The sequence below is a fragment of the Piscinibacter lacus genome (assembly GCF_016735685.1).
GTDB lineage: Bacteria > Pseudomonadota > Gammaproteobacteria > Burkholderiales > Burkholderiaceae_C > Aquariibacter > Aquariibacter lacus.
The window spans coordinates 1,096,229-1,120,631 of record NZ_JAERRA010000001.1 but is presented as its reverse complement, the minus strand read 5'-3'; the positions used below and the strand labels follow the sequence as shown (position 1 = coordinate 1,120,631).

Annotated in this window: 18 protein-coding genes; 12 read left to right on the top strand and 6 right to left on the bottom strand. The window is 72.8% G+C overall.

All coding sequences use genetic code 11. The annotated features are described in order from the left end of the window. Nucleotides 1-2 precede the first annotated feature (2 nt). The 5 genes from bchL to bchF are packed head-to-tail and all read right to left on the bottom strand — an operon-like array spanning nucleotide 3 to nucleotide 8,298. A complete protein-coding gene (bchL, locus tag JI742_RS05120) occupies nucleotides 3-914 on the bottom strand; it encodes a ferredoxin:protochlorophyllide reductase (ATP-dependent) iron-sulfur ATP-binding protein (protein WP_201824524.1) in 912 nt (303 codons plus the stop codon). 37 nt (nucleotides 915-951) lie between these two features. Further along, nucleotides 952-4,806 (bottom strand): magnesium chelatase subunit H, encoded by a 3,855-nt coding sequence (locus JI742_RS05115; protein ID WP_286184057.1) that lies wholly within the window; start codon nucleotides 4,804-4,806, stop codon nucleotides 952-954. Then, nucleotides 4,778-6,433, bottom strand: a complete 1,656-nt coding sequence (bchB, locus tag JI742_RS05110; protein ID WP_201824520.1) for a ferredoxin:protochlorophyllide reductase (ATP-dependent) subunit B — start codon at nucleotides 6,431-6,433, stop codon at nucleotides 4,778-4,780. The genes JI742_RS05115 and bchB overlap by 29 nt, the downstream gene beginning before the upstream one ends. 12 nt (nucleotides 6,434-6,445) lie before the next feature. Beyond that, nucleotides 6,446-7,756 carry a ferredoxin:protochlorophyllide reductase (ATP-dependent) subunit N gene (locus JI742_RS05105; protein WP_201824518.1) on the bottom strand — a complete coding sequence of 437 codons (1,311 nt, stop codon included), beginning with the start codon at nucleotides 7,754-7,756 and terminating at the stop codon, nucleotides 6,446-6,448. Continuing rightward, nucleotides 7,753-8,298, bottom strand: a complete 546-nt coding sequence (bchF, locus tag JI742_RS05100; RefSeq protein ID WP_201824516.1) for a 2-vinyl bacteriochlorophyllide hydratase — start codon at nucleotides 8,296-8,298, stop codon at nucleotides 7,753-7,755. The genes JI742_RS05105 and bchF overlap by 4 nt, the downstream gene beginning before the upstream one ends. Before the next feature lie 148 nt (nucleotides 8,299-8,446). Between bchF and JI742_RS14125 the strand changes: the two genes are divergently transcribed. The 8 genes from JI742_RS14125 to JI742_RS05060 all read left to right on the top strand — a co-directional run bounded on the left by JI742_RS14125 (nucleotide 8,447) and on the right by JI742_RS05060 (nucleotide 18,396). Further along, on the top strand, nucleotides 8,447-9,511 hold the full coding sequence (locus tag JI742_RS14125) for a cobalamin B12-binding domain-containing protein (RefSeq protein WP_201824514.1): 1,065 nt from the start codon (nucleotides 8,447-8,449) through the stop codon (nucleotides 9,509-9,511). A 107-nt stretch (nucleotides 9,512-9,618) separates the two neighbouring features. Beyond that, nucleotides 9,619-11,100, top strand: coding sequence for a transcriptional regulator PpsR (gene ppsR / locus JI742_RS05090; protein WP_201824512.1), 1,482 nt, complete (start codon nucleotides 9,619-9,621; stop codon nucleotides 11,098-11,100). A gap of 69 nt (nucleotides 11,101-11,169) precedes the next feature. Next, on the top strand, nucleotides 11,170-12,051 hold the full coding sequence (gene chlG, locus JI742_RS05085) for a chlorophyll synthase ChlG (protein ID WP_201824511.1): 882 nt from the start codon (nucleotides 11,170-11,172) through the stop codon (nucleotides 12,049-12,051). Then, nucleotides 12,048-13,415, top strand: coding sequence for a BCD family MFS transporter (locus JI742_RS05080; protein ID WP_201824509.1), 1,368 nt, complete (start codon nucleotides 12,048-12,050; stop codon nucleotides 13,413-13,415). The genes chlG and JI742_RS05080 overlap by 4 nt, the downstream gene beginning before the upstream one ends. Next, on the top strand, nucleotides 13,412-14,641 hold the full coding sequence (locus tag JI742_RS05075; protein WP_201824507.1) for a geranylgeranyl diphosphate reductase: 1,230 nt from the start codon (nucleotides 13,412-13,414) through the stop codon (nucleotides 14,639-14,641). The genes JI742_RS05080 and JI742_RS05075 overlap by 4 nt, the downstream gene beginning before the upstream one ends. Beyond that, on the top strand, nucleotides 14,638-15,117 hold the full coding sequence (locus JI742_RS05070) for a TspO/MBR family protein (RefSeq protein ID WP_201824505.1): 480 nt from the start codon (nucleotides 14,638-14,640) through the stop codon (nucleotides 15,115-15,117). Before JI742_RS05075 ends, JI742_RS05070 begins: the two co-directional genes overlap by 4 nt. Nucleotides 15,118-15,253: 136 nt before the next feature. Beyond that, nucleotides 15,254-16,906 carry a sensor histidine kinase gene (locus JI742_RS05065; RefSeq protein WP_201824503.1) on the top strand — a complete coding sequence of 551 codons (1,653 nt, stop codon included), beginning with the start codon at nucleotides 15,254-15,256 and terminating at the stop codon, nucleotides 16,904-16,906. Continuing rightward, nucleotides 16,903-18,396: a sigma-54-dependent transcriptional regulator gene (locus JI742_RS05060; RefSeq protein WP_201824501.1), complete on the top strand. Its 1,494-nt coding sequence runs from the start codon at nucleotides 16,903-16,905 to the stop codon at nucleotides 18,394-18,396. The genes JI742_RS05065 and JI742_RS05060 overlap by 4 nt, the downstream gene beginning before the upstream one ends. 77 nt (nucleotides 18,397-18,473) lie before the next feature. On the opposite strand, the gene JI742_RS05055 is transcribed toward JI742_RS05060, so the two are convergent. Next, complete coding sequence (locus tag JI742_RS05055) at nucleotides 18,474-19,970, bottom strand: hypothetical protein (protein ID WP_201824500.1); 1,497 nt, start codon at nucleotides 19,968-19,970, stop codon at nucleotides 18,474-18,476. Nucleotides 19,971-20,503: 533 nt separating this feature from the next. Between JI742_RS05055 and JI742_RS05050 the strand changes: the two genes are divergently transcribed. From JI742_RS05050 to cpaB, 4 genes are all read left to right on the top strand, one after another. Next, nucleotides 20,504-20,911 (top strand): Flp family type IVb pilin, encoded by a 408-nt coding sequence (locus JI742_RS05050; protein ID WP_201824499.1) that lies wholly within the window; start codon nucleotides 20,504-20,506, stop codon nucleotides 20,909-20,911. A gap of 219 nt (nucleotides 20,912-21,130) precedes the next feature. Further along, complete coding sequence (locus JI742_RS05045; protein WP_201824498.1) at nucleotides 21,131-21,742, top strand: prepilin peptidase; 612 nt, start codon at nucleotides 21,131-21,133, stop codon at nucleotides 21,740-21,742. Nucleotides 21,743-21,760: 18 nt separating this feature from the next. Continuing rightward, nucleotides 21,761-23,266 (top strand): hypothetical protein, encoded by a 1,506-nt coding sequence (locus JI742_RS05040; RefSeq protein WP_201824497.1) that lies wholly within the window; start codon nucleotides 21,761-21,763, stop codon nucleotides 23,264-23,266. Between the two features lie 39 nt (nucleotides 23,267-23,305). Then, the gene (cpaB, locus tag JI742_RS05035; protein ID WP_201824496.1) at nucleotides 23,306-24,235 is read left to right on the top strand and encodes a Flp pilus assembly protein CpaB; all 930 of its coding nucleotides are present in this window, start codon (nucleotides 23,306-23,308) and stop codon (nucleotides 24,233-24,235) included. Nucleotides 24,236-24,403 lie beyond the last annotated feature (168 nt).

Here is a 24,403-nt window from a genome sequence, read left to right as displayed (position 1 = left end):
TTTCAGTCGAAACCCAGCAGGTCGAAGATGTCGCGGTCCTTGAGCGGCACGGCCGGCAGCGGCTCGGTGCCCACCCACATCGCGGCGGCCAGGCGCATGTACTCGTCCTGGGCCTGCTTGAGGCCGGGCGCATCGTCCATCTCGAAGACGGTCGATTTCTTCAGCCGGCTGCGGCGGATCACGTCCAGGTCCTGGAAGTGCGCGGCCAGGCCCAGGCCGGTGCGGGCGTTGTACTTGTCGATCTGGTCGGTGTCGACGCTGCGGTTGGCGATCACGCCGCCCAGCCGCACCTTGTAGTTCTTGGCCTTGGCGCCGATGGCCTGCACGATCCGGTTCATCGCGAAGATGGAATCGAAGTCGTTGGCCGTGACGATCATGGCCCGGTCGGCATGCTGAAGCGGTGCCGCGAAGCCGCCGCAGACCACGTCGCCCAGCACGTCGAAGATCACCACGTCGGTGTCTTCCAGCAGGTGGTGCTCCTTGAGCAGCTTGACCGTCTGGCCGACCACATAGCCGCCGCAGCCGGTGCCCGCCGGCGGGCCGCCGGCTTCCACGCACATCACGCCGTTGTAGCCCTCGAAGACGAAGTCCTCGGGCTTGAGCTCCTCGGGGTGGAAATCGACCGTCTCCAGGATGTCGATGACGGTCGGCAGCATCTTCTTGGTCAGGGTGAAGGTGCTGTCGTGCTTGGGGTCGCAGCCGATCTGCAGCACGCGCTTGCCCAGCTTGCTGAAGGCGGCGCTGAGGTTGCTGCTGGTCGTGCTCTTGCCGATGCCGCCCTTGCCGTAGATGGCGAAGACCTTGGCGGTGCCGATCTTGAGGTCGGGGTCGAGCTGGACCTGCAGGCTGCCCTCGCCATCGGGGCGGCGGGACGCGGTGCGGACCGTCGGGAAAGGCAGGGTGGTGATGTCCATGTCGGCTCGTTCGGTTGGGGTGCGGGGGGGCGTGCGTTCAGGCGGCGGCGCGGACGAGCACGCCTTCGAGCCGGTCCTCCAGCTCCTCGCCGGCGCGCTGCATGGCATCCAGCACGGCGGCGTTGGGCTGCCAGTACTGGCGGCGCTGGGCTTCGAGCAGGCGGTTGGCCACCTTCACCGAGGCGGCCGGGTTGAGCTGGGCCAGGCGCTCGCGCATGGCCGGGTCGAGCATGAAGGTCTGCGCAAGCTGCTGGTAGACCCAGGGCTGCACCTGGCCGGTGGTGGCCGACCAGGCGAAGGTGTTGGTCACATGCGCCTCGATCTGGCGCACGCCCTCGTGGCCATGGGCCAGCATGGCCTCGGCCCACTTGGGGTTGAGCATGCGGGTGCGGGTTTCGAGCGCCACCTGCTCGGACAGGGTGCGGACGGTGCCGCGCTCCTCGCCCCGGGTGCTGTCGCCGATGTAGACCGGCGCCACCTCGGCCGGCAGGCCGGCCGCGCCCTTGGCGCGCTGCACGGCGCGCGACAGGCCGCCCAGGGTGTCGAAGTAGGTGTCGACCGTGGTCACGCCCAGCTCGACCGAATCCAGGCTCTGGTAGGCGAGCTGCACGCCGGCCAGCACCTCGGCCATCAGCTCGGGCTGGCGCATCGGCCGGCCGTTGAGGCCGTAGGCGTGGCCCTTGCGGCGGCAGTAGGTCTCGGCCAGTTCGTCCTCGGCCTCCCAGCGGCTGCTGTCGACCAGGTGGTTGACGTTGGCGCCGTAGGCCCCCTCGGCATTGCCGAAGACGCGCAGCGAGGCGGTCTCCAGGTCGCCGCCGTGGCCGCGCTGCCAGGCCAGGGCATGCTTGCGGATGAAGTTCTGCGACTCGGGTTCGTCGGCGCTCGCAGCCAGGAAGGCGGCCTCGGCCAGCAGCTTGATCTGCAGGGGCAGCAGGTCGCGGAAGATGCCCGACAGGGTGATCACCACATCGATGCGCGGCCGGCCCAGGCTGGCCAGGGGCATCAGCTCGGCGCCGGCCAGGCGGCCGTAGCTGTCGAAGCGCGGCCGGGCGCCGAGCAGGGCCAGGGCCTGGGCGATGGGCGTGCCCTCGTGCTTGAGGTTGTCGGTGCCCCAGAGCACCAGGGCCACGGTCTCGGGCAGGGGGTGGCCGTCGGCCTGGTGGCGGGCCAGCAGGCGTTCGGCCTGGCGGGCCCCGTCACGCACGGCCCAGGCGCTGGGCAGGCGGAAGGGATCGAAGCCGTGCAGGTTGCGGCCGGTGGGCAGCACCTCGGGCGTTCGCAGCAGGTCGCCGCCCGGCGCGGGTCGCAGGTAGCCGGCATCCAGGGCATGCAGCAGGCCGTCGGTCTCGTGGTCGGCGCAGAGCATGGCGTCGGTGCGGGCCAGGCCTTCGAGCCGGGCCAGCGCCTCGGACGCCGCGGCATCGTCGCGGCCGGCCGCCGTCAGGGGATGGCGGGCCAGCACCTCGGCCGGGCGGTGGCCGGCGACCAGCTCGGCCAGGGCCTCGCGGCCGGGATGCGGGGCGGGGCCGGCCTCGGCCAAGGCATGCAGCAGGTCGAGCCGGGCGTGGGCGCTGGGCGGACGGCCCAGCACATGCAGGCCCTGGGGGATGAGGGTGGCTTCCAGCTCGGCCAGGGCCAGGCGCAGGGTCTCGATGGCGGCGGGCGCCTCGGGCAGCGGCCAGGCGGGCTCCAGCGGCGCCAGGTCGAGCTCGGCGGCCTGGGCCTGGATGAGCTGGGCCAGGTCGCCGGCTTCGGCGGCCTCGGTCTCGGGCGGCAGGCGGCGCCAGCGGTCCAGGCTGTCGCGCAGGTCGACCAGGCCGCGGTACAGGCCGGCCTGGGTCAGCGGCGGCGTGATGTGGCTGATCAGGGTGGCGGCCGCGCGGCGCTTGGCCAGCATGCCCTCGCTGGGGTTGTTGGCGGCGTAGAGGTAGAAGCTCGGCAGGTCGCGGATCAGGCGGTCGGGCCAGCAGGCGGCGGACAGGCCGGCCTGCTTGCCGGGCATGAATTCCAGCGCGCCGTGGGTGCCGAAGTGCAGCACGGCATGGGCGCCGAAGTCCTCGCGGATCCAGCGGTAGAAGGCGCTGAAGGCATGGGTGGGTGCATGGCCGCCCTCGAAGAGCAGGCGCATCGGATCGCCCTCGATGCCGAAGGGCGGCTGCAGGCCGACGAAGACCTCGCCGAAGCTGCGGCCCAGCACCAGCAGCGAGGCGCCGTCGCTGAGCTGGCGGCCCGGCGCCGGGCCCCAGGTGGCCTCGATCTCGGCCAGGTGCGGCTCGCAGCGGATGTGGTCGGCGGTGGGGATGCGCGCATGCACATTCGCCTCGGTGCCGTGGCGGCTGGCATTGCCCTGCAGCAGGGCCTCGCGCAGCGCATCGACGCTCTCGGGCACGTCGACCCGGTAGCCCTCGGCCGCCATGCGGCCCAGCACATGGTGCAGGGACTCGAAGACGCCCAGGTGGGCGGCGCTGCCGGCCGCGCCGCCATTGGGCGGGAAGTTGAACAGCACGATGGCGATGCGGCGCTCGGCGCGCGGGCTGCGGCGCAGCGCGACCAGGCGGGCGACGCGGTCGGCCAGCATGGCGGCGCGCTCGGGATGCACGGCCATGTCGTGGCCGGCGGCGCGGCCGTCCTGCACCGCGGGCGTGGCCGGGGCCGTGCCCGCCGCCGGGGCGGTCGGGCCGGCCCGGCCGCCGAAGACCATGGCGCCGGTGGCGCCGTCCAGCTCGGGCAGGGCGACCATGATGGTCGACTCGACCGGCAGCAGGCCGCGCGAGGAATCCTGCCACTGGGTGAGCGACTGGAACTCGACCGGCATGGCGGCGAGATAGGGCACGTCGAGCCGGGCCAGCAGGGCTTCGGCCGAGCGCGAATCGTTGTAGGCCGGGCCGCCGACCAGGGAGAAGCCGGTCAGCGAGACCACGGCATCGACCCGGCTGCGCTCGCCGTCGAGGAAGTAGCGTTCCACCGCAGGCCGCGCATCCAGGCCGCTGGCGAAGACCGGGATCACGCGCAGGCCGCGCGCTTCCAGGGCGGCGATCACGCCGTCGTAGTGGGCGCGGTTGCCGGCCAGCAGGTAGCTGCGCATCAGCAGCAGGCCGACGGTGCCGGTGGCGCCCGGCAGGGCAGGCAGCTTGCCGGCGTCTTCCGACAGGCCCTGGGCGGCGGGGCCTGCCTGCAGGCGCGGGTGGTAGACGCCGACCTCGGGATAGGCCACCGGATCGGGCACGCTGCCGCGGCCGCGCAGGCCCTTGCGCGGGCCCTCGGCATAGCGGTCGACGAGAAAGTGAACGAGCGCGCCCAGGTTCTCCTGCGAGCCGGCCAGCCAGTACTGCATGGCCAGCATCCAGGCGCGCAGGTCCTGCGCGGTGCCGGGGATGAAGCGCAGGATCTTGGGCAGGCGGCGCAGCATGGCCATCTGCTGGGCACCGCCGCCGCCGGCCGGCTTGCCTTCGGCCGGCTTGCCACGCAGCTTGCGCAGCAGGGCCATGGGGCCGCCGCTGCTGCCGTCCATGCTGAAGCGGCCCATGCGGGTCAGCTTCATCACCGGCGCGGCCGAGAGCAAGGCGACGACGGCATCGCAATCGGGCCGGCGGGCCTGCAGGGCGTCGAGGACCGGCAGGTAGTGGTCCTCCATGAAGAGCATGGCGCAGATCAGCAGGTCGGCGCCCGCGATGGCGGCGCGGCAGCGCGCCAGGGCCTCGGCATCCTCGGCCCAGGCGCAAGCCAGGTGGACTTCGAAGACCAGGCCGGGCAACTGGCGCTCCAGCGTGGCCATGGCGCGCGCGGCGCTGCTGACCAGGTGGGCGTCCATCGTCACCAGCACGACCCGCATGCCGGTTCCGGCCGCGCCGGGCGCATGCGCCTCAGCGGCTGTAGTGCGCTTTGGCGTCATAGAGCGTCTCGACGGTGATGGTGGCCACGCCCAGCTCGCTGGCGTAGCGCTCGGTGTTGCGGCGGGCCTTGCCGCGCACGAAGAAGGGGATCTTGCCCAGCTCGCGCTCGGCCTCGGGCGCCCAGCGGGTGTCGATGGGGGCGGCGGCTGCGATCGGTGCGGCGGCGACGGCCGGGGTCGCCCGCGCGGGGGCGGCGGCTGGCTCGGCGGCCTGGGGCTGCGGCTCCGCCGTCAGAGGCTCCGGCAGCGCCTGCGCGGCCGGCCGGGCCGGGCCGCCCAGGTGCGAGGGGGCGGCGCCTTCGTGGAACTCGAAGTCGCCGCGGAACATGCCCAGCAGATGCTCTTCCAGGCCCATCATCAGCGGGTGCACCCAGGTGTCGAAGAGCACGTTGGCGCCCTCGAAGCCGAGCTGCGGCGCGTAGCGGGCCGGGAAGTCCTGCACATGCACAGGGGCCGAGATCACCGCGCAGGGCAGGCCCAGGCGCTTGGCGATGTGGCGCTCCATCTGCGTGCCCAGCACCAGGTCGGGCTGAAGCTCGGCGATGCGGGCCTCGACATCGAGGTAGTCGTCGGTGATCAGCGCCTCCAGGCCCAGGCTGGCGGCGGTCTCGCGCACCTCGCGGGCGAACTCGCGGCTGTAGCTGCCGAGGCCGACGACCTCGAAGCCCATCTCGCCCGCGGCGACCTTGGCCGCCGCCACCGCATGGGTGGCGTCGCCGAAGATGAAGACGCGCTTGCCGGTCAAGTAGGTCGAGTCGACCGAGGCGGCATACCAGCGGGCGCGGCGGTCCTCGGCGGCCAGGGCCGGCTCGGGGTCGACACCGGCCAGCGCGGCGACTTCGCGCACGAAGGCCTCGGTGGCGCGGCTGCCATAGGGCAGCACGGTGGTCGCGGGCTGGCCGAACTCGCGCTTGAGCCAGGCGGCGGCGGTGCCGGCAATCTCGGGGTAGAGCACGACATTGAAATCGGCCTCGCCCAGCGTGGCCAGCTCGCGCGGGCTGATGCCCAGCGGCGCGACATGGTGGATCTCGATGCCCAGCGCGGCCAGCAGGCGGCGGATCTCGGCCAGGTCATCGCGGTGGCGGAAGCCCAGGGCGGCGGGGCCCAGCACATTGCAGCGCCGGGGGCCGGCGGGCCGCGCCGGCAGCTCGCCGGCGGCACGGGCCTCGCGGCGGGCGCGGGCGGCCGGGCCGCAAAGGCTGCGGACGAGCTGGTAGAAGGTCTCGGCCGCGCCCCAGTGTTCCTTCTTCTGGTAGCTGGGCAGCTCCAGCGGGATCACCGGCACCGGCAGGTCGAGCGCACCGGCGAGGCCGGCCGGGTCGTCCTGGATCAGCTCGGCGGTGCAGGAGGCGCCGACGATCAGGGCCTCGGGCTGGAAGCGGGCATGGGCTTCGCGGACGGCCGTCTTGAACAGCTCGGCGGTGTCGCCGCCCAGGTCGCGGGCCTGGAAGGTGGTGTAGGTGACGGGCGGGCGGCGGTCGCGCCGCTCGATCATCGTGAACAGCAGGTCCGCATAGGTGTCGCCCTGGGGCGCATGCAGCACGTAATGCAGGCCGCGCATGGCCGTGGCGATGCGCATGGCGCCGACATGCGGCGGGCCTTCGTAAGTCCAGAGCGTGAGCTGCATGGTCGTCCGGGCTCAGGCCGCGAGCCGCTGGCGGCGGTCGAGCGGTCGGCTGAAGAGGGCGGCCAGGTCGCCGGCCTGGTCGTAGCCCTGGATGGGGCTGAAGACCAGTTCGATGGCCCACTTGGTGCTGAGGCCCTCGGCCTCCAGCGGGTTGGCCAGGCCCAGGCCGCAGACGGTCAGGTCGGGCGCGGCGGCGCGGCAGCGGTCAAGCTGGCGGTCGACGTCCTGGCCCTCGCTCAGCCGGGTGCCGGCCGGCAGCAGGGCCAGCTCAGCGGCCAGGTGGCCGCGGTGCAGGTAGGGGGTGCCGACTTCGGTGAGCCGCATGTCCAGCTCGCGCGACAGGAAGCGCGCCAGCGGCAGCTCAAGCTGCGAATCGGGGAAGAAGAAGATGCTGCGGCCGGCCAGCAGCGTGCGCTGGCGCTCCAGCGCGGCGCGGGCGCGGGCCCGGCCGGGCGCGGTGACGGCGTCGAAGTGCTCGCGCGAGATACCGAAGGCCTCGGCCGCGGCGGCCAGCCAGGCGGTGGTGCCCTCCTCGCCCAGCGGGAACAGGGCCGGCAGGTGGCGTGCGCCACGGCCCTCCAGGGCGCGGGCGGTGTCGCCCAGGAAAGGCTGGGCCAGCAGCATGCGGGTCTGCGGGCCGACCGGCGGCAGGGCACGCGACTGGCGCGGCGGCAGGAAGCGCACCGGCACGCCCAGGGCCTGGAAGAGCCGGGCGAACTGGTCCTCGACCACATCGGCCAGGGTGCCGACGACGAGCAGCTCGGGCGCGGCTTCGGCCGGCAGGGCGGGCAGCTCGGGCACCAGGGTAGCGAGGCAGGCGTCCTCGCCCTGGGTGAAGGTGGTCTCGATGCCGCTGCCGGAGTAGTTCAGCACCCGCACCCCGGGGGTGAAGCGCTGCGACAGGCGCTGGGCGGCGCGGGACAGGTCGAGCTTGATGACTTCCGAGGGGCAGGAGCCGACCAGGAAGAGCAGCTTGATGTCGGGCCGGCGCGTCAGCAGGCGCTCGACCACCCGGTCGAGTTCCTCGTTGGCATCGGCGAGGCCGGCGAGGTCGCGCTCCTCGATGATCGCGGTGGCGAAGCGCGGCTCGGCAAAGATCATCACGCCCGCCGCGCTCTGCATCAGGTGGGCGCAGGTGCGCGAGCCGACGATCAGGAAGAAGGCGTCCTGGATCTTGCGATGCAGCCAGACGATGCCGGTCAGGCCGCAGAAGACCTCGCGCTGGCCGCGCTCGCGCAGCACCGGCGCGCTGCTGCAGCCGCCGCCGGCGGCGGGGGGCAGCTCGTGCAGGGGCTGCACATGGATGGGGATGGGGGCGTTCATCGGGCCAGCTCCCGGCCCGGGCCGCGGGCGCTTGCAGGGGCCGGGCGCGGCGGCGCCTCCAGCCGGGCCAGGCGCAGCTTCCACAGGAACTGGCCGGCATTGACCGCATAGCTGGCGTAGGCGGCCAGGGCCAGCAGCAGACGCTCGCGCGCATCGAGGCCGAGGTCGTAGGCCATGGCCAGCACGCAGGCCAGGTGCAGGGCGATGACGCCGAAGCTGACCACATCCTCCCAGAAGAAGGCCGAGGCGAACAGCCAGCGGCCGAAGACCACCTTCTCCCAGATCGAGCCGGTCACCATGATGAGCAGCAGCACCGCCGTCTTGAGCTGCACCGACAGCTCGGCCGCGGCCTGGCCCTCGCCCGTGGCCAGGGTGCGCAGCACCAGGCCCAGGCTCACCAGGAAGACCAGGAACTGCAGCGGCGCCAGCACGCCTTGCACCAGGGTCCAGGGGCTGGCGTCGCGCCGGGCGCGTTCCTCGCGGCTGTAGATCGCCCGCGGGCTGCGGGTCGGATCGGCGGGGCTGGGGTCGGGGCGCTGCATTGACCCAATCTAGGATTTACTGCGAACAATGTCAATCTGAATTGACACTTTGACTTCCCGTGCCGACCGTGCCACAGCAATCCCGAGGCGCACGAAAGGCTGACACAAAGCGCTTGACGCGCTCCGAAGGCGTGATGAAACTGACGTCGTGGTGCCGTCATGGCGCACTGAGCGAGACGTTCCTCCCGCTCGGGCCACAAGGCCCGGAAAGGTCCGGACATCCGCGCGTGGACGCCGACAGGCCCACGCAAGAGGAGGCAGTTTGGAACGTGCGCGCGCCCAGCAGGCCCAGGCCCTGCCCCTCACCCGTTCGCGCCGTCGCGCCAACCGGTCGTCATCCGAGCATTCGAACGGGGGGCAGCCGCTGGCCGCCGAGCCCTTGCTCCCGGACTGCGAGGACGCTGCGCCCGACAGCAGTGTCCGCCTGGCCACCCTGGTCCGCACGATCGAAACCCACATCGTTCCGCGTCTGATGCTCACCCATCAGCGTGGCCCCCGGCCGGTGGCACCCACCCGCCTGCGGAAACTGGCGCCGCCCGCACTGGAAGAGGTCGAGGGCCTGGCCCAGGCCCTCATCGATGCCGATGTCGGTGCCGCCTGCCGCCTGATCGAAAAGGCCCGGCTGGTCGGCTACAGCCCCGAATCGCTGCTGCTGGAATGGTTGGCCCCGGCGGCCCGCCGCCTGGGCATCTGGTGGGCCGAGGACCGCTGCGACTTCACCCAGGTCACCATCGGCATGTGGCGGGCGCAGAACCTGCTTTGGGACTTGAAGCCGGCCTTCCAGCAGGCCCGCGGCGGCTCGGTCGACCGCAGCATCGTGCTGGTCACGGCCCCGCGTGCGCAGCACAGCTTCGGGGTCAGCATGCTGTCTGAGTTTTTCCGCCGCGCCGGCTGGCGGGTCGACAGCGATGCGATCGAAAGCTATGAATCCTTGCAGCAGCGTGTCTCCGACCAGTGGTTCGACGTGCTGGGCCTGTCCATCGGCTCGGAGCGGGAGCTTCAGGGACTGCCGTCCGTTATCATTTCCCTCAGAGAAGCATCGATGAACCCCGAGCTTGTGGTGCTGGTCGGCGGGTCGATCTTTCTCGACGATCCGGGCCGAGCTTTGATCCTCGGCGCCGATGGCACGGCGGCCAGCGCACCGGCCGCCGTCGCCCTGGCAGAGCGGCTTGTGGCAACCCTCACGGAGCTGGCCTGCGGGCCCTTGTTGTGATCGCACCAGCCCCGCGTTTTCCTGTCCATCCATTGCAGTTTCTGGATGCCATGCGAGTGGCCCTGGCCTCGATCGGATTCGTTCGAGGCCAACTCCCCTAGTGCTCCATGAATGCTGCGCTGACCATGCCAGAGGGTCTCGATCCGAACACCGCGGTTTCGTTGCTGGCCAACACCGCGGACCTCACCCTCTTGCTGGATCCGGCAGGCGTGATCGAAAACGTCGCGCTGGGCAAGCAGGACATCGAGCTTGAAGCCTGTCTGGGCTGGCGCGGCCGGCCCTGGATCGAGACGGTCAGCCTCGACAGCCGCGACAAGGTCGAGCAGCTCCTGCGCAGCCCGCGCCGCAGCGGCCACCCGACCTGGCGCCACGTCAACCATCCCGACCTCAGCGGCCAGGGCAGCGACCTGCCGGTGCTTTACACCACCATGGCCCTGCCCGGCATGAACCGGGTGATCGCCGTCGGCCGCGAGATGCGCACCACGGCCGAGCTGCAACAGCGCCTGGTCGATGCCCAGCAGTCCATCGAGCGCAACTACGCCGGCCTGCGCCACCTGGAAACCCGCTACCGCCTGCTCTTCCAGTCGGTCAGCCAGGCCGTGCTGATTGCCGATGCCGGCCAGCTCCGCATCAGCGAGCTGAACCCCGCCGCCGTAAGCCTGCTCGGCCCGGCCGGCCGGCGGCTGATGCACCGCTCGCTGCTTGAAGCCTTCCATCCCGACTCGCATGCCAGCGTGCTTGCGATGCTGGAGCACCTGCGCGTGCAGGGCCGCAGCGACACCCTCACCGTCCGCAGCACCGAGCCCGAAAGCCAGGAGCTGCGCCTGCATGCCTCGCTGTTCCGCCAGGAACACGGCAACGCCCTGCTGCTGCGCCTGAGCCCGGCGCTGGCGCGCGGCCGCCACGCCGCCGAGGCGCAGGCCCCCGACGCTCTGGCCGAATCCCTGCTGCGCGTGGTCGAGCGCGCGCCCGATGGCCTGGTCGTCACCGACCTCGACGGTCAGGTGCTGGTGGCCAACCCGGCCTTCATGGACATGGTCCAGCCCGACCCGACCGAGCCCGTGCTCGGCCAGCCCATCAGCCGCTGGCTGGGCCGCTCCTCGGTGGACTTCCGCGTGCTCTCGGCCAACCTCAAGCAGCGCGGCTCGGTGCGGCTCTATGCCACCACCCTGCGCTCGGCGCTGGGCGCGCAGATCGAGGTCGAGGTCTCCGCCGTCGCCGTGCCCGAGGGCGAGCCGCCCTGCCTGGGCTTCGCCGTGCGCGACATCGGCCGCCGCCTCAACCAGGACGCCCGCGGCGAGCGCGTGCTGCCGCGCACCGTCGGCCAGCTTGTCGATCTGGTCGGCCGCGTGCCGCTCAAGGACATCGTGGCCGAGACCAGCGAGCTGATCGAACAGCTCTGCATCGAAGCCGCCCTCCAGCTCACACGCGACAACCGCGCCTCGGCCGCCGAGATGCTCAGCCTCTCGCGCCAGAGCCTTTATGTGAAGCTGCGCCGCTACGGCATGGTCGACAACGTGCCCTCCGTCGACGGCGAGGCCGGCGAAGGCGCGAGCGCCCCCGCCAAGCGCGCAAGACAAAGCAAGTAGATGCCCCAGTGACATGCTTGAGTGTCAATAAGAATTGACATTCTAAGGGGGTGACCGAAGAATCGGTCCATGAGCCGCCCCCGCATTTCGACCGTGACCGAGCTGCTCAAGCCGATCACCTGGTTCCCGCCCATGTGGGCCTTCGCATGCGGGGTGGTGGCGTCAGGGCTGCCGCTGGCCAGTCGCTGGCCCGAAGTCCTGCTGGGCCTCTTGCTCGCCGGCCCCCTGGTCTGCGCCAGCAGCCAGGCCGTCAACGACTGGTTCGACCGGCATGTCGATGCCATCAACGAACCCCACCGGCCCATCCCCTCGGGCCGCATGCCGGGCCGCTGGGGCTTCTACATCGCCCTGGCCTGGACGGCCCTCTCCCTGCTGGTGGCCAGCTCGCTCGGCCCCTTCGTCTTCGCCGCAGGCGTCTTCGGCCTGCTGCTGGCCTGGGCCTACAGCGCACCGCCGCTGCGGCTCAAGCGCAATGGCTGGTGGGGCAACGCCGCCTGCGCCGTCTGCTACGAGGGCCTGGCCTGGGTGACCGGCGCGGCCGTCATGGCCTGGGGCGCCTGGCCCGAGCACCGCTCGCTGCTGCTGGCGGCGCTCTACAGCGCCGGGGCGCACGGCATCATGACCCTCAACGACTTCAAGTCGCTCGACGGCGACCGCCGCACCGGCATCGCCTCGCTGCCCGTGCAGCTCGGCCCGCAGCGCGCCGCGCAGGCCGCCTGCGCCACCATGGCCCTGCCCCAGCTTCTCGTCATCGGCCTGCTGCTGCACTGGCAGGCGCCGCTGCACGCCGTGGGCGTGCTGGGCCTGCTGGCCGCCCAGGGCCTGATGATGCGGCGCTTCCTGGCCGACCCGCTGGGCCGCGCCACCTGGTTCAGCGCCGGCGGCGTCTCGCTCTACGTGCTGGGCATGCTGCTCAGCGCCCTGGCCCTGCGCCAGGGGGGCGCGGCATGAGCGGCGGGCCCGATCTCGGCTGGGGCGGCATCGCCCGCCTGGGCCTGGTGCAGGCCGCGCTCGGCGGCCTGGTGGTGATGACCACCTCCACCCTCAACCGGGTCATGGTCGTCGAGCTGGGCCTGCCCGCCGTGCTGCCCGGCCTGCTGGTGGCCCTGCACTACCTGGTGCAGATCGCCCGGCCGCGCATGGGCCATGGCAGCGACCAGGGCGGCCGTCGCACCCCCTGGATCCTCGGCGGCATGCTGGTGCTGGCGCTCGGCAGCCTCACCGCCGCCGCCGCCGTCGCCTGGATGGACAGCGCCCGCGGCCCCGGCCTGGCCCTGGCCGTGCTGGGCTTCGTGCTCGTCGGCCTGGGTGTCAGCGCCGGCGGCACCGCCCTGCTCACCCTGCTGGCCAAGCGCGTGGCCCCGGCACGGCGGGCGCCGGCGGCCACCGTCGTCTGGCTGATGATGATCTTCGGCTTCGCGCTCACCGCCGGCCTGGCCGGGGCCTGGCTCGATCCCTACAGCCCGCAGCGCCTGCTTGCCGTCTCGGCCGGTGTCGCCCTGCTGGCCCTGCTGATCAGCGTGCTGGCCCTGCGCGGCCTGGAAGGCCCAGCCGCCGCGCCGGCCCCGGCCGACCCCGCCGGCCGGCCTGCCGCCGCCCCGCTGCGCTTCCGCGCCGCCCTGGCCGCCGTCTGGGACGAAGCCGCCGCCCGGCGCTTCACCGTCTTCGTCTTCGTGTCCATGCTGGCCTTCAGCACGCAGGACCTGATCCTCGAACCCTTCGCCGGCCTCGTCTTCGGCTACAGCGCCGGCCAGTCCACCCAGCTTGCCGGCGCCCAGCACGGCGGCGTGCTCGTCGGCATGCTGCTGGCGGCCACGGCCGGCGGGCGCTTCGGCGGCCGGCCGGTGGGCACGCTGCGCGGCTGGATGGTCGGCGGCTGCCTCGCCTCCGCCCTGGCCCTGGCCGGCCTGGTACTGGCCGGGCAGCAAGGGCCGGGCTGGCCGCTGCTGGCCAATGTGGTCTTGCTCGGCGTGGCCAACGGCGCCTTCTCGATCGCCGCCATCGGCTCGATGATGCAGCTCGCCGGCCAGGGCGGCCCGGGCCGCGAGGGCCTGCGCATGGGCCTGTGGGGCGGCGCCCAGGCCCTGGCCTTCGGTCTCGGCGGCCTGCTCGGCACCGTGCTGAGCGACCTGGCCAATCTCTGGATCGACGCCCCCGGCCCGGCCTATGCCCTGGTCTTCGCGGGCGAGGCCCTGCTCTTCCTTGCCGCCGCCGCCGTCGCGCGCGGCATCCAGCGCGCCGGCCCCGCCGCACCGCGCAGCCCCACCGAGGCCGGGCTCCGCGGCCCCTGGCTCCGACCCGGACCCCGCCCATGAACCCGTCCCGCCCCGCCACCGCTTCGAGCGCCGCCGCAGCCCCTGTCAACCTGCGACCCGCCGTGCTCGTCGTCGGCGGCGGGCCGGCCGGCGCCACCGCCGCGCACGACCTGGCCCGCGAAGGCCTCAGCGTGCTGCTGCTCGACCGCGCCGGCCGCATCAAGCCCTGTGGCGGCGCCGTGCCGCCACGGCTGATCCGCGACTTCGAGATCCCCGACCACCTCATCGTCGCCAAGGCCCGGGCCGCGCGCATGATCTCGCCGGTCGGCCGGCAGGTCGACATTCCCATCGAGGGCGGCTACGTCGGCATGGTCGACCGCGAGGTCTTCGACGAATGGCTGCGCGATCGCGCCGCCCAGGCCGGCGCCCAGCGCCTCAACGGCCACTTCGAGCGCCTGGAGCGCGAGCCCGACGGCAGCGCCCGCGTCATCTGCCGCGACGCCCAGGGCGAGACCTTCGTCGTCCACCCCCGCCACATCGTCGGCGCCGACGGCGCGCGCTCGCAGATCGCCCTGCAAGCCGTGCCGAAGGCCGAAGGCGGCCGCTTCGTCTTCGCCTACCACGAGGTGCTCAAGCGCCCGCAGCCCGAACCCGCCGGCTACGACGGCAGCCGCTGCGATGTCTATTACCGCGGCAGCCTCTCGCCCGACTTCTACGGCTGGGTCTTCCCGCACGGCGACACCCTCAGCGTCGGCAGCGGCAGCGCCGACAAGGGCTGGTCGCTGCGCGCCTCGGTCGGCCGGCTGCGCGAGGCGGCCGGGCTGGAGGGCTGCGAGCTGCTGCGTCGCGAAGGCGCGCCCATCCCGCTCAAGCCCCTGCCGCGCTGGGACAACGGCCGCGACGTGGTCCTGGCCGGTGATGCCGCCGGCGTCGTCGCCCCCGCCTCGGGCGAAGGCATCTACTACGCCATGCTCGGCGGGCGGCTTGCGGCCGAAGCCGTGTCCCGCGCCATCGTCCATGCCGATGGCCGGCAACTCGCCTACGCCCGCAAGGCCTTCATGCGCGATCACCGCAAGGTCTTCTGGATCCTCGGCATCATGCAGCGCTTCTGGTACGTCAGCGACAAGCGCCGCGAACGCTTCGTGAGCATCTGCGCCGACCGCGACGTGCAGCAACTCACCTTCGAGTCCTACATGAACAAGGCCCTGGTCCGCGCCCGCCCCATGGCGCATGTGCGCATCTTCTTCAAGGACCTCGCCCACCTGCTCGGCCTGATCCGGGCATGAGTGCGCGGCGCGGATGGCGCCGCGCCCCCGTCGCCGTCGCGGCGGGCGTGGCCCTGCTCACCGCCCTGCTCGGCGGCGCCGTCACCGATGTCGGCCCCTGGTACCAGGCCCTCAAGCAGCCCGCCTGGAAGCCGCCGGATTTCCTCTTCGGCCCGGCCTGGACGCTCATCTACACCCTCACCGCCTGGGCCGCCGTGCGCTGCTGGGATGCCGCGCCCGATGCCGCCGCGCGCCGCGCCGTGCTGCGCGACTTCGGCCTCAACGCCGGCCTGAACCTCGCCTGGAGCGTGATCTTCTTCGGCCTGCGCCGGCCCGACTGGGCCCTGGTCGAGGTCGTGCTGCTCTGGCTCTCCGTCGCCTGGCTGGTGGGGCGCAGCCGCCGGGTGCCGGGCTGCACCCTGATGCTGCTGCCCTACCTGCTCTGGGTCGCCTTCGCCGGCGCGCTCAACGCCGCCATCGTCTTCCCGGGGGCCTGAGGCCAGGCGCACGGGCCCGCGGCTCCGGGCTTGCCCGGGGCCCGGCCTGATCGGGCAAAAGTCCCAGCCGGTCGCTCCGGGGGGCGGGGGATCATCCGCGGCTTTTGCGCCGCCCTCCCCCTCCCGCCCTGCGCCGATGAGCTTTGAATGGTTCGGTCCGGCCCGCTCGCTGCGGCGCTTCCAGAGCCGCATCTCGCTGGGCTATGTGCTGCTGATCGTCTTCAGCGGCGTGCTCGGCCTGCTCGGCACCCGGCCCTGGGAGGCGGTCTCCAGCGAGATCAGCCGCCTCGCCGCGCTGGAATCCGAGGTCTATGCCATCCGCGGCACCCTCTACCGCCAGGTCAAGGAAGTCTTCGACGACATCCTGCTCGGCGACCCCAGCGCCCGCAATGAATACGGCGCCTTCACCCGCGGTATCGAGAAGCGCTTCGACCAACTGGAGCAGCAGCTCCGCCATTCCGAGGAAATGCGCCTGGCCCGCGAGCTGCGCGATGCCTACGGCGAGGTGCTGCGCATCAGCGAAACCCTGATGCGCAACACCCGGCCGGGGCCGGAGGGCCAGCTCCCGGCCGAGACGCAGTCCATCCTGCGCCTCATGCACACCGAGATCGAGTCCGGCGCCTTCCAGCACTACGAAGACGCGCTCGCCCGCTTCGAGGCCCTGCTCCAGCGCCAGCATGCCGAGCAGACCCGCCAGCTCGCCTTCCTCACCCGCTGGGTGCCGGTGGTGCTCGCCCTCACCCTGGCCCTGGCCGCTTTGCTGATGGTCTATTCCAGCGCCCACCTGCGGCGCCACTTCAGCCGGCCGCTGGGCGATGTGCTCGATGCCACCCGCCGCATCCGCGACGGCGACCTCGCCCACCGCGTGCCCGACCGCGGCACCACCGAGCTGCGCAGCCTCGCCCAGGGCATCAATGCCATGGCCGCCGAGCTGGCCGCCAGCCGCCAGGCCCTGGTGCAGTCCGAACGGCAGGCCGTGCTGGGCGCGCTCATCCCCGTGGTGGCGCACAACATCCGCAACCCCCTGGCCAGCATCCGCGCCACCGCCCAAATTGCCGATACGCCCGGCCTGCCGGCCGACACCCGCGAGGCCCTGGCCGACATCATCGGCGCCAGCGACCGCCTTGCCGCCTGGACGCACGCCCTGCTCTCCTACCTGCATCCCCTGCAACCGCGGCCCGTCGCCACCGACCTGCGCCAGGTCGCCGACCAGGCCCTGGCCCTGCATGCCGCCGTGCTCGACGGCCGCCAGATCACCATCGAGCGCATGGGCTGGAGCCAGCCCCTGGTCGTGGCGATCGACCCCGAGCTGCTGGAACAGGCCGTCAGCGCCCTCATCGTCAACGCCGCCGAAGCCTCGCCCCCCGGCGCCCCCCTCAGCCTCGCCCTGGGCGCCCATGCCGACGAAGCCTGGCTCAGCGTCCGCGACCGCGGCCCCGGCTGGCGCGGCCCGCCCGCCCTGCACGGCCTGCCGCCCCTGCCCAGCAGCAAGCCCGGCGGCAGCGGCCTCGGCCTGCCCTTCTGCACCAAGGTCTGCGAAAGCCATGGTGGCCGGCTCGAATTCCTCAGCCCGTCCAGCGGCGGCACCGAAGCCCGCATCCGCCTGCCGCGCCGGCCCGGCACGCCCCTGTCCGCCTGGGCCGCCACCGCGGAGGCCGAAGCCGACCCCGCCGCCCCCCAAGGCACCGCTGCCCAAGGCACCACCGCCCCCCTCAGCGCCGCCCTGCACACCGCCTTCCACGCCTGGGCGCAGCGCTACGCCAGCAGCTTCGACCGACCCCGCCGATGAACAGCAGCAGCCCCACCCCGCCCGCCGAGCCCAGCGGCCCGGCCCTGCTCATCGTCGACGACGAAGCCCTCTTCGCCCGCGCCGCCGCCCGCCACCTGGGCCGCGCCGGCTACGCCTGCCAGGTCGCCGGCAGCCTGCAGGAAGCCCGCACCCAGCTCCAGCGCCAGCCGCCCGCCCTGGTGCTGCTCGACATGCGCCTGCCCGACGGCCACGGCTTCGAGCTGCTCGCCGCCCACCCGCCGGGCGAATCGGCCGAGCGGCCCAGCTTCATCATGCTCACCGCCTACGGCGAGCTGGAAGACGCCGTCGAAGCCATGAAGCTCGGCGCCGCCGACTATGTGAAGAAACCGGTCGATCTCGACGAACTGCGCCTCGTCGTCGAGAAGACCCTCTCCACCGCCCAGCTCCGGCGGCGGGTGGACTACTCGCGCGAGCGCAGCGTCCACGCGCTCGACGAAGTGCAGATGCTCGGCGACAGCCCCGCCCTGCGCGCCGCCCGCGAACAGCTCGAAGCCCTGGGCCGCCTCGCCCCGCGCGCCGGCATCGCCCCGCCCACCGTGCTGCTGCTCGGCGAGACCGGCACCGGCAAGGACGTCGCCGCCCGCGTGCTGCACCGCAGCGGCCCCCTGCGCGAGCGGCCCTTTGTGCAAATCGACTGCGCCTCGCTGCCGCGCGAGCTGATCGAAGCCGAACTCTTCGGCCACGAGAAAGGCGCCTACACCGGCGCCCAGGCGCGCCGCGTCGGCCTCATCGAAGCCGCCGAGGACGGCACCGTCTTCCTCGACGAACTCGGCGAGCTCGGCCTCGAACTCCAGGCCAAGCTGCTCAATGTGCTGGAGCGCCGCGTCGTGCGCCGCGTCGGCGCCGTGCGCGAGCAACCCGTCAGCGCCCGCTTCGTCGCCGGCACCAACCGCGACCTGGCCGCCATGGTCGCCGCCGGCCAGTTCCGGGCCGACCTCTACTACCGCCTCAACGTCATCAGCGTCACCCTGCCGCCGCTGCGCCGGCGCGAGGCCGACGTGCTCCTGCTCGCCCGCCACTTCGCCCTGCAGACCGCGCGCCGCTACGGCCTGCCCGACCCCGTGCTGCTGCCCGAGGCCGAAGCCGCCCTGCGCCACTACGCCTGGCCCGGCAATGTGCGCGAGCTGCGCCACCTCATCGAACGCGCCGTGCTGCTCGGCGGCGGCGCGCCACTGGGTGCGGCCGGCCTGGGCCTGCCGGCGGCCGAGCCCGCCGCTGCGCCCGCCACCACGCCCGCCCTAACGCCCGCCGATTTGGCCGCGCCCGCCCGCGCAGGCGCCGAGGCCGGCGCCCTCGACGCCATGACCCTCGAAGAAGCCGAGCGCCACCTCGTCGAACGCGCCCTCGCCCGCTGCCGCGGCAATGTCTCGGAAGCCGCGCGCCAGCTCGGCATCACCCGCATGGCCCTGCGCTACCGGCTGGAGAAGTGGCGCGCCTTCGGCCCGGCCGAACGGCCCGAAGGCGCATAAAAAAAGCCGCCCGGCTTGCGCCGGACGGCCCAGAGGAACTGGCCCCCCTTCGAGGCCAGCCCACGATCATTCAAGCATCAGATCAGCGGCAGTTGCAGCGCGATGTCGGCGGTCGCCACCGAATCCAGGCTCACGCCCACGCTGGTGCTGTCCAGGTTCAGCAGCGGGTCCAGGGCGCCGTCGAGCTGATCGACCAGGCCGGCCACCGGGGCCGGCAGGGCCACCGGCAGCTCGGGCAGCGCGGCCAGCACGCTGTTGGCTGCGTCGACCACGGTGTCCACCACCTCGACCAGACCGCCCAGGCCACCCAGGCCGGCGGCCAGGTCACCCAGCACCGGCACGTCGTTGAGGCCGCCCAGGTCCAGGGCCGGCAGCGAAGGCAGGCCGCCCAGGTCCAGCGCCGGCAGGGCCGGCAGACCGCCGCCGACCGGCAGCAGCGCCAGCAGGCCACCCGCGTCCGGCAGGGCCGGCAGCGCAGGCAGGCCGCCGTCCAGCGGCAGCAGGGCCAGCAGGCCGCCGACATCCGGCAGGGCCGGCAGCGCGGGCAGACCGCCGTCCAGCGGCAGGCCACCCAGCAAGCCGCCGACGTCCGGCAGGCCGCCCAGCAGACCGCCGACATCCGGCAGGCCCGACAGGCCACCGCCGACCGGCAGCAGGCCCAGCACGTCGTCCAGCGCCGGCGCGGCGGGCAGGCCCGGCAGGCTGGGCAGGGCGGGCAGGTTGCCGGCGGCCAGGCCGTCCAGGGTGTCGAGCAGCGGGTCCACGGCCACCAGGGCGGCGTCGACCAGGGCCACGCCGTTGTTCACGGTGGCCAGGGTGCCCAGCACGGCCGGGGCGGCGGCTTCGTTCAGGCCGGAGACGGCGTCCGAGCTCAGGGCCAGCAGGTTGGCGGCCGTGGCGGCCACCGGGGCCAGTTGCGGCGCGGCAGCCAGCACCGGCGCCAGCGCGTCGGCCAGGGTGGCACCCACGGTGTCCACGCCACCGGCGGCCAGGTCCAGCAGCGGGTCGATGGCGGCGCCGTCCAGCAGCACCAGGGCGCCGCCGGTGGCGGCGGTCACCGCGCCCAGCAGGTCGCTGGCGCCAGCGGCCAGGGCATTCAGGCTGGGGTCAGCCAGCAGGGCCTGCACGCCGTCGATGACGTCTTGCAGCAGGTCCACGCCGCCGGCCACCAGGGGCACCACGGTCGCGTCGACGATGCTTTGGATTTCGTCGATCAGGGCATTCAGGTCGCCCAGGCCCGGCAGATCGGGCAGGTCGGCGGCGGGCAGCGCGCCCAGCAGGCCGTCAAGTTGACCGGTCAGGTCGCCGAGCAGGTCTTCGAGCTTGCCGATCAGGGCATCCGGCGCGGCCAGCGAGGTCAGGCCCAGCGGCAGGTCGACGGGCAGGTCCACCGGCAGGGCGGGCAGGCCCGGCAGGCCGGGCAGCGCGGGCAGGGCCGGCAGGGCCAGCGACGGCAGGGTGGCCGGCAGGGCCGACTCCAGCTCGTCGATCACGCTGGTCACAGCGGTGGGCAGCACCGGCAGGCTCAGGGGCAGCGGCGTGGTCAGGCTGGAAAGGGTGGAGGTGAGGCTCATGCGGGCTCCGGGTCGTGTTCTGGGAAAGGGCGCGGACAAACACGTCCGACCTGCCGATTACCGCCTGCCCCTGTTACCGGATTCACACATTTGCTTGCCCGGCTGACAAAAGCTCAACACCCCCCCGGAATCGGGGCCCCGGGCCCGCATCCGCCCGCCGAGCCACCCCCCAGCGCCGGTGGCTGCGCAGCAACCACGCTGCGGCCACCCTGGTTGCCGGGCAACCAGCCGCCCGGCCGGGGCCGGCCGCAGGCTTCGGGAAGAACTCCGGGACGCCTTCCGACGAATCAAGCACTTGCCGACCACCGTCTGGGGCTTACCCCAGGCTTGCGGCCGGCTGGCACGTGGCCTGCCTTCTACAGCGCCACGCAAGTCGGGGCAGACCCCTCGCAAGAGGGTCATGCGTCGGGCCGCAAGGCCTCCCCACCGCGGTGGCGCAAGCCGCCGCCCGCAGCCGGCTCCCCGACGGCCTGCGGTGCATCCCGTTCTCCCCCGGGGGGTTCCGAACCCAAACAAGTCTCTGGAGACACACCATGCTGCAATCCATCAAGAAGTTCCTGAAGGACGAAGAAGGCCAGTCGATGGTCGAGTACGGCATCACCCTCGGCGGCATCGCCGCGGTGTCCTACATCGCCGTCGTCGTGCTGGGCGACAAGACCGCCGACCTCTACGCCTGGATGGCCAACCACCTGCCGGGCGGCGAAGCCGACGAAGGTCTGGCCCAAGTGCGCCTGACCGCTGATGGCCTGGTGGGCCTGGACGAAGATGGCGCTGAGTACCGCTTCGCCGAGCGCACCAGCGATGCTGCGACTCAAGGCACTTCGACGCTGAACTACACCATGAACGCCACCCTGGGTGGCGGTTCCGCGTATGAGGCGGGCGATGGTGGTTGGAACGTTGTGACCGACGTCAACGCCTCCGGTATCGAACCGGGCCTCTGATCAGCCTAATCGGGCATTAGCAGCTCGATTCAGTTCACGGCCCGTCCGGCCTCCCCGCCGGACGGGCCGTTCCCTTTTCCAGGCGCGATTCGGGACGGACTCCCGACCTCGCCCGGGGCTTCCACGCTCGGCAAGCCGGCCCGGCCTGCCTACAGTGCGGGGCGCTCCAATCGACTCCCCCTGCCGGGGGTTTTTCACTTTCTACCGGTCGCCCTTGCCGTGGACGCCCCCACCCTCAGCTCCGCCAGCCAGCAGATTGCGCCGCCCCTCTTCCTGGGCCTGAGCGTGCTGGGCCTGGCCGTGGCGCGCAGCGACCTGAAGCACCGCCGCATTCCCAACGACTACCTGCTGGGCGGCCTGCTCTATGCCACCGCCATCTTCATCTTCTTCACCGTGCCGGGCGGCTGGAAGCTCACCGCCCAGGCCCTGGGCTTTGCCCTGCTGGGCATGCTGATGGGCATGGGCCTGATGGCGCCGGCCCTCATCTACCGCCAGGTGGCCGCGGGCGATGTGAAGTTCATGATGGTCATCGGCTACTTCCTGGGCCCCTTCGGCGCCATCTTCGCGCTGCTGAATGCCGCCCTGATCGGCGGGCTGTGGGCGCTGTGGATCGCGGCGCGCAGCGGCGGCCTGGGCAATGTCTGGCGCAACCTGCGCTTCATGGGCCGCAGCCTGTGGCTGTCGGGCTTCAGCCGCGTGGGCTGGGATCTCTCCAGTGCCGGCGCCCTGCGCATGCCCTATGGCGTGGCCCTGGCCCTGGGCGCCTGGCTGGTGATCGCCTGGCAACTGGGCCGCCACCCGGCCGTGCGCGGGGCGCTGGGCCTGGGCTGAAGCCTGCGCCCGCCCGCCATGCGCCCCGCCCTGCCCCGGCCCGGCTTGCAGCGCCCCGCCCTGCGGCGGCGCGCCCGCGGCCGCGCGGCGCAGGCGGGGCAGGCGCTGATCGAGTTCGCCATCCTTGCCATGCTCATCTTCCTGCTGCTGGCCGGCGGGGTGGAGCTGTTCACGGCCAGCGTCGGCGGCGAGCGCAGCCGCGCCGCGGCCGAAGCCGGCGCCGAGCAATGGCGCGCCGTGGTGGGCGAGCATGGCCAGCCCGAGCTGGCGCTGGAAGGCGCCAGCAGCACGGTGATTGCCGTGGCCTACGGCCTGGCCGGCTCCGAGCCCGGCACGGCGGCCGAATACGGCCTGGGCGAACACGACTTCGGCGTCTTCGAGGCGCCGGGCTGCGAGGCCGTGCTGGACGGCTATTGCATCGAGCCCGGGCACGGCCTGCCCCTGCCGGCCGACCGGCCGGGCACGCCGGCGCTGGAGGGCGATGTCTACCTGTTCAACCCGGTGCCGGTGGATGTGAGCGCCTGCGTGCCCGAGGGCCGCAGCGCGCCGGCCCATGAGGGTTGCGTGCGGCGCATCTTCGAAGGCTGCCCGGCCGCCAGCGCGCCGGGCGCCGAGGGCTGCGTGGAGGATTACGCCGGCCTGCCGGCGCTGAACCAGGCGCTTTACGGCCTCTACCAGTTGCACTGCATCGACGAGAGCAGCTTCAACCCCGGCGATGCGATGCGGCAGATGGCCTGCCCCGAGAAGCGCTCGCCCGACACCGATGCCGTGCGCTGGCTGCTGCGCCTGCCGGGCAAGCACTTCATCAAGCCGCAGGATGTGGCGGCGGCCGAGGATGCCGCCGCAGCCGCCGGCCTGGCCGACAACCCCTGCCCCCTGGGCAGCACCTGCCTGACGGTGGTGGACAGCCGGGCCGCGCCGGTGCTGGCGGACTTCGCCTCGGGCAAGCCCAACCCCAAGCCCATGTTCGAGCTGGACTGCCAGGAGGCGGCGGGCAGCGGCGGCTTCGAGCCCTGCGACAGCCGCGATGCGCCGGCCGGCCTGTGCTGGGCGCCCCCGGCCGCCAGCGCGGTGGTGCAGGCGCCCGTGCCGCTGGCCTGCCGGGTGCGGGTGCAGGCGCGCTACCGGCATCACTTCAACGGCTTCCTGGCCAGCGCCTTCTACAGCGGCAGCAACCTGACCGGCCGGCCGCTGCCCGAGGACCTGACCCTGCTGCTGGACCGCGGCGTGCAAGTGACGGGCCTGTGCCCTTCCGACCAGGTGGCCCTGGGCGGCGAGCAATGTGTGCCCTCGGGCCTGGTGACCGGGCCGCTGGCGAACTTCCGGGAGGATCCGGGCGCCGGGGGCTACGGGGCCGATGTGACTTCGGTGGGCGCGGGCACGGTGGCGGGGGCGGCTTCGGCGCCGGACCGGCTGCTGCGCAACTACTTCCTGATCCCGTCCAAGGACTTTCTGGGTTGCGCCAGCACCTCGGTGCAGCGCGAGGGCGGGCAGCTTCGCGCGCCGGTGCAGGCCTGCAACTGAGCGGCAGCCCGCAGCTCGACTTTCTCTGGGATTCTCACGATGGCGACTTCCCCCCTTCCGCGCCGCAGGCGCGGCACGAGCCCGCTGATCCTGCCCCTGGCCGCCCTGGTGCTGGCGGCGGTGGGCGGCGCGATCTGGTACTTCACCCGAGGCGAGCCGGCCCGGCCGGCCGCCCCGGTGCGGCCGGCCGGCACGGTGGCCGTGCCGGTGGCCGTGCGCGCCCTGCCCAAGGGCACGGAGATGGAGGGGCCGGGCCTCATCCGCCCCATGTACCTGCGGCCCGAGCAGGTGCCACCGGATGCCATCCTGCAGCCCAATTCGCTGCTGAACCGGGTGACGCAGGTTTCGCTGCGGCCGGGCGAGTACTTCAGCGAAGGCAAGCTGGCGCCGGTGGGGGCGCCCAATGGCTTCTCGGGCCTGCTGCGGCCGGGCTTTCGCATGGTGGTGATGAATGCGGGGGCGCTGGGCGGGGTGTCGCGCTTTTTGCGTGAAGGCGATGTGGTGGACATCGTCGCCACCTCGGGCGGGGCGCCGGGCGGGCGCAACCGCAACAACACCAACCTGGTGGCCACGGGCAACAGCCTGCAACCGGGCACGCCTGCACCCTCGGTGCGGAATGCCCAGGCCAATGCGGCCAATGCCGCCACCGAACAGGGCCTGGCCCTGGTGGCCCAGGCGGTGCGGGTGGTGATTGCCCCGCCGCCGCCGCCGCGCCAACAACAACGCAACCGCCGCGCGCCGCCGCCCAGCCAAGAGATGGCGCTGGAAGTGCATGAGGACGATGCGCCCACCCTGCAACTGGCGATGGTGAGCGGCCGGGTGCTGCAAGTGGTGCACCGGCCCTTCAACGATGTGGAGCGGGTGGACCCGACGGAAGCCCGGCTGGCACGCATGCCGCGCGATCCGCGGGTGATCGAGATCATCGAAGGCGGCGGTCGCCGCACGGTGGCGGCAAGCTACGACGAATGAGGGCGCCGGGCCGGATGCCGGCCCAGTGGCATGCCGCTGCCGCCCCTCCCCCTCTGCCCTCCGGCTGACTCAAGAAAGAACGAGCATGAAGATCGTGTTGCGCATCCTGCAAGTGCTGCTGGCCCTGGCCGTGATCGTGGTGGTGATCGCGGCGGTCAAGGGCGGCTG

Bases quoted from the DNA above. Each gene is read 5' to 3' on its own strand.
- chlG (WP_201824511.1), top strand. From the start codon at position 11,170: ATGAGCCGCCCCCGCATTTCGACCGTGACCGAGCTGCTCAAGCCGATC.
- ppsR (WP_201824512.1), top strand. From the start codon at position 9,619: ATGAATGCTGCGCTGACCATGCCAGAGGGTCTCGATCCGAACACCGCG.
- bchL (WP_201824524.1), bottom strand. From the start codon at position 914: ATGGACATCACCACCCTGCCTTTCCCGACGGTCCGCACCGCGTCCCGC.
- JI742_RS05065 (WP_201824503.1), top strand. From the start codon at position 15,254: ATGAGCTTTGAATGGTTCGGTCCGGCCCGCTCGCTGCGGCGCTTCCAG.
- JI742_RS05050 (WP_201824499.1), top strand. From the start codon at position 20,504: ATGCTGCAATCCATCAAGAAGTTCCTGAAGGACGAAGAAGGCCAGTCG.
- JI742_RS05060 (WP_201824501.1), top strand. From the start codon at position 16,903: ATGAACAGCAGCAGCCCCACCCCGCCCGCCGAGCCCAGCGGCCCGGCC.
- JI742_RS05115 (WP_286184057.1), bottom strand. From the start codon at position 4,806: ATGACGCCAAAGCGCACTACAGCCGCTGAGGCGCATGCGCCCGGCGCG.
- JI742_RS05105 (WP_201824518.1), bottom strand. From the start codon at position 7,756: ATGAACGCCCCCATCCCCATCCATGTGCAGCCCCTGCACGAGCTGCCC.
- cpaB (WP_201824496.1), top strand. From the start codon at position 23,306: ATGGCGACTTCCCCCCTTCCGCGCCGCAGGCGCGGCACGAGCCCGCTG.
- JI742_RS05070 (WP_201824505.1), top strand. From the start codon at position 14,638: ATGAGTGCGCGGCGCGGATGGCGCCGCGCCCCCGTCGCCGTCGCGGCG.
- JI742_RS05075 (WP_201824507.1), top strand. From the start codon at position 13,412: ATGAACCCGTCCCGCCCCGCCACCGCTTCGAGCGCCGCCGCAGCCCCT.
- bchB (WP_201824520.1), bottom strand. From the start codon at position 6,433: ATGCAGCTCACGCTCTGGACTTACGAAGGCCCGCCGCATGTCGGCGCC.
- bchF (WP_201824516.1), bottom strand. From the start codon at position 8,298: ATGCAGCGCCCCGACCCCAGCCCCGCCGATCCGACCCGCAGCCCGCGG.
- JI742_RS05040 (WP_201824497.1), top strand. From the start codon at position 21,761: ATGCGCCCCGCCCTGCCCCGGCCCGGCTTGCAGCGCCCCGCCCTGCGG.
- JI742_RS05055 (WP_201824500.1), bottom strand. From the start codon at position 19,970: ATGAGCCTCACCTCCACCCTTTCCAGCCTGACCACGCCGCTGCCCCTG.
- JI742_RS05080 (WP_201824509.1), top strand. From the start codon at position 12,048: ATGAGCGGCGGGCCCGATCTCGGCTGGGGCGGCATCGCCCGCCTGGGC.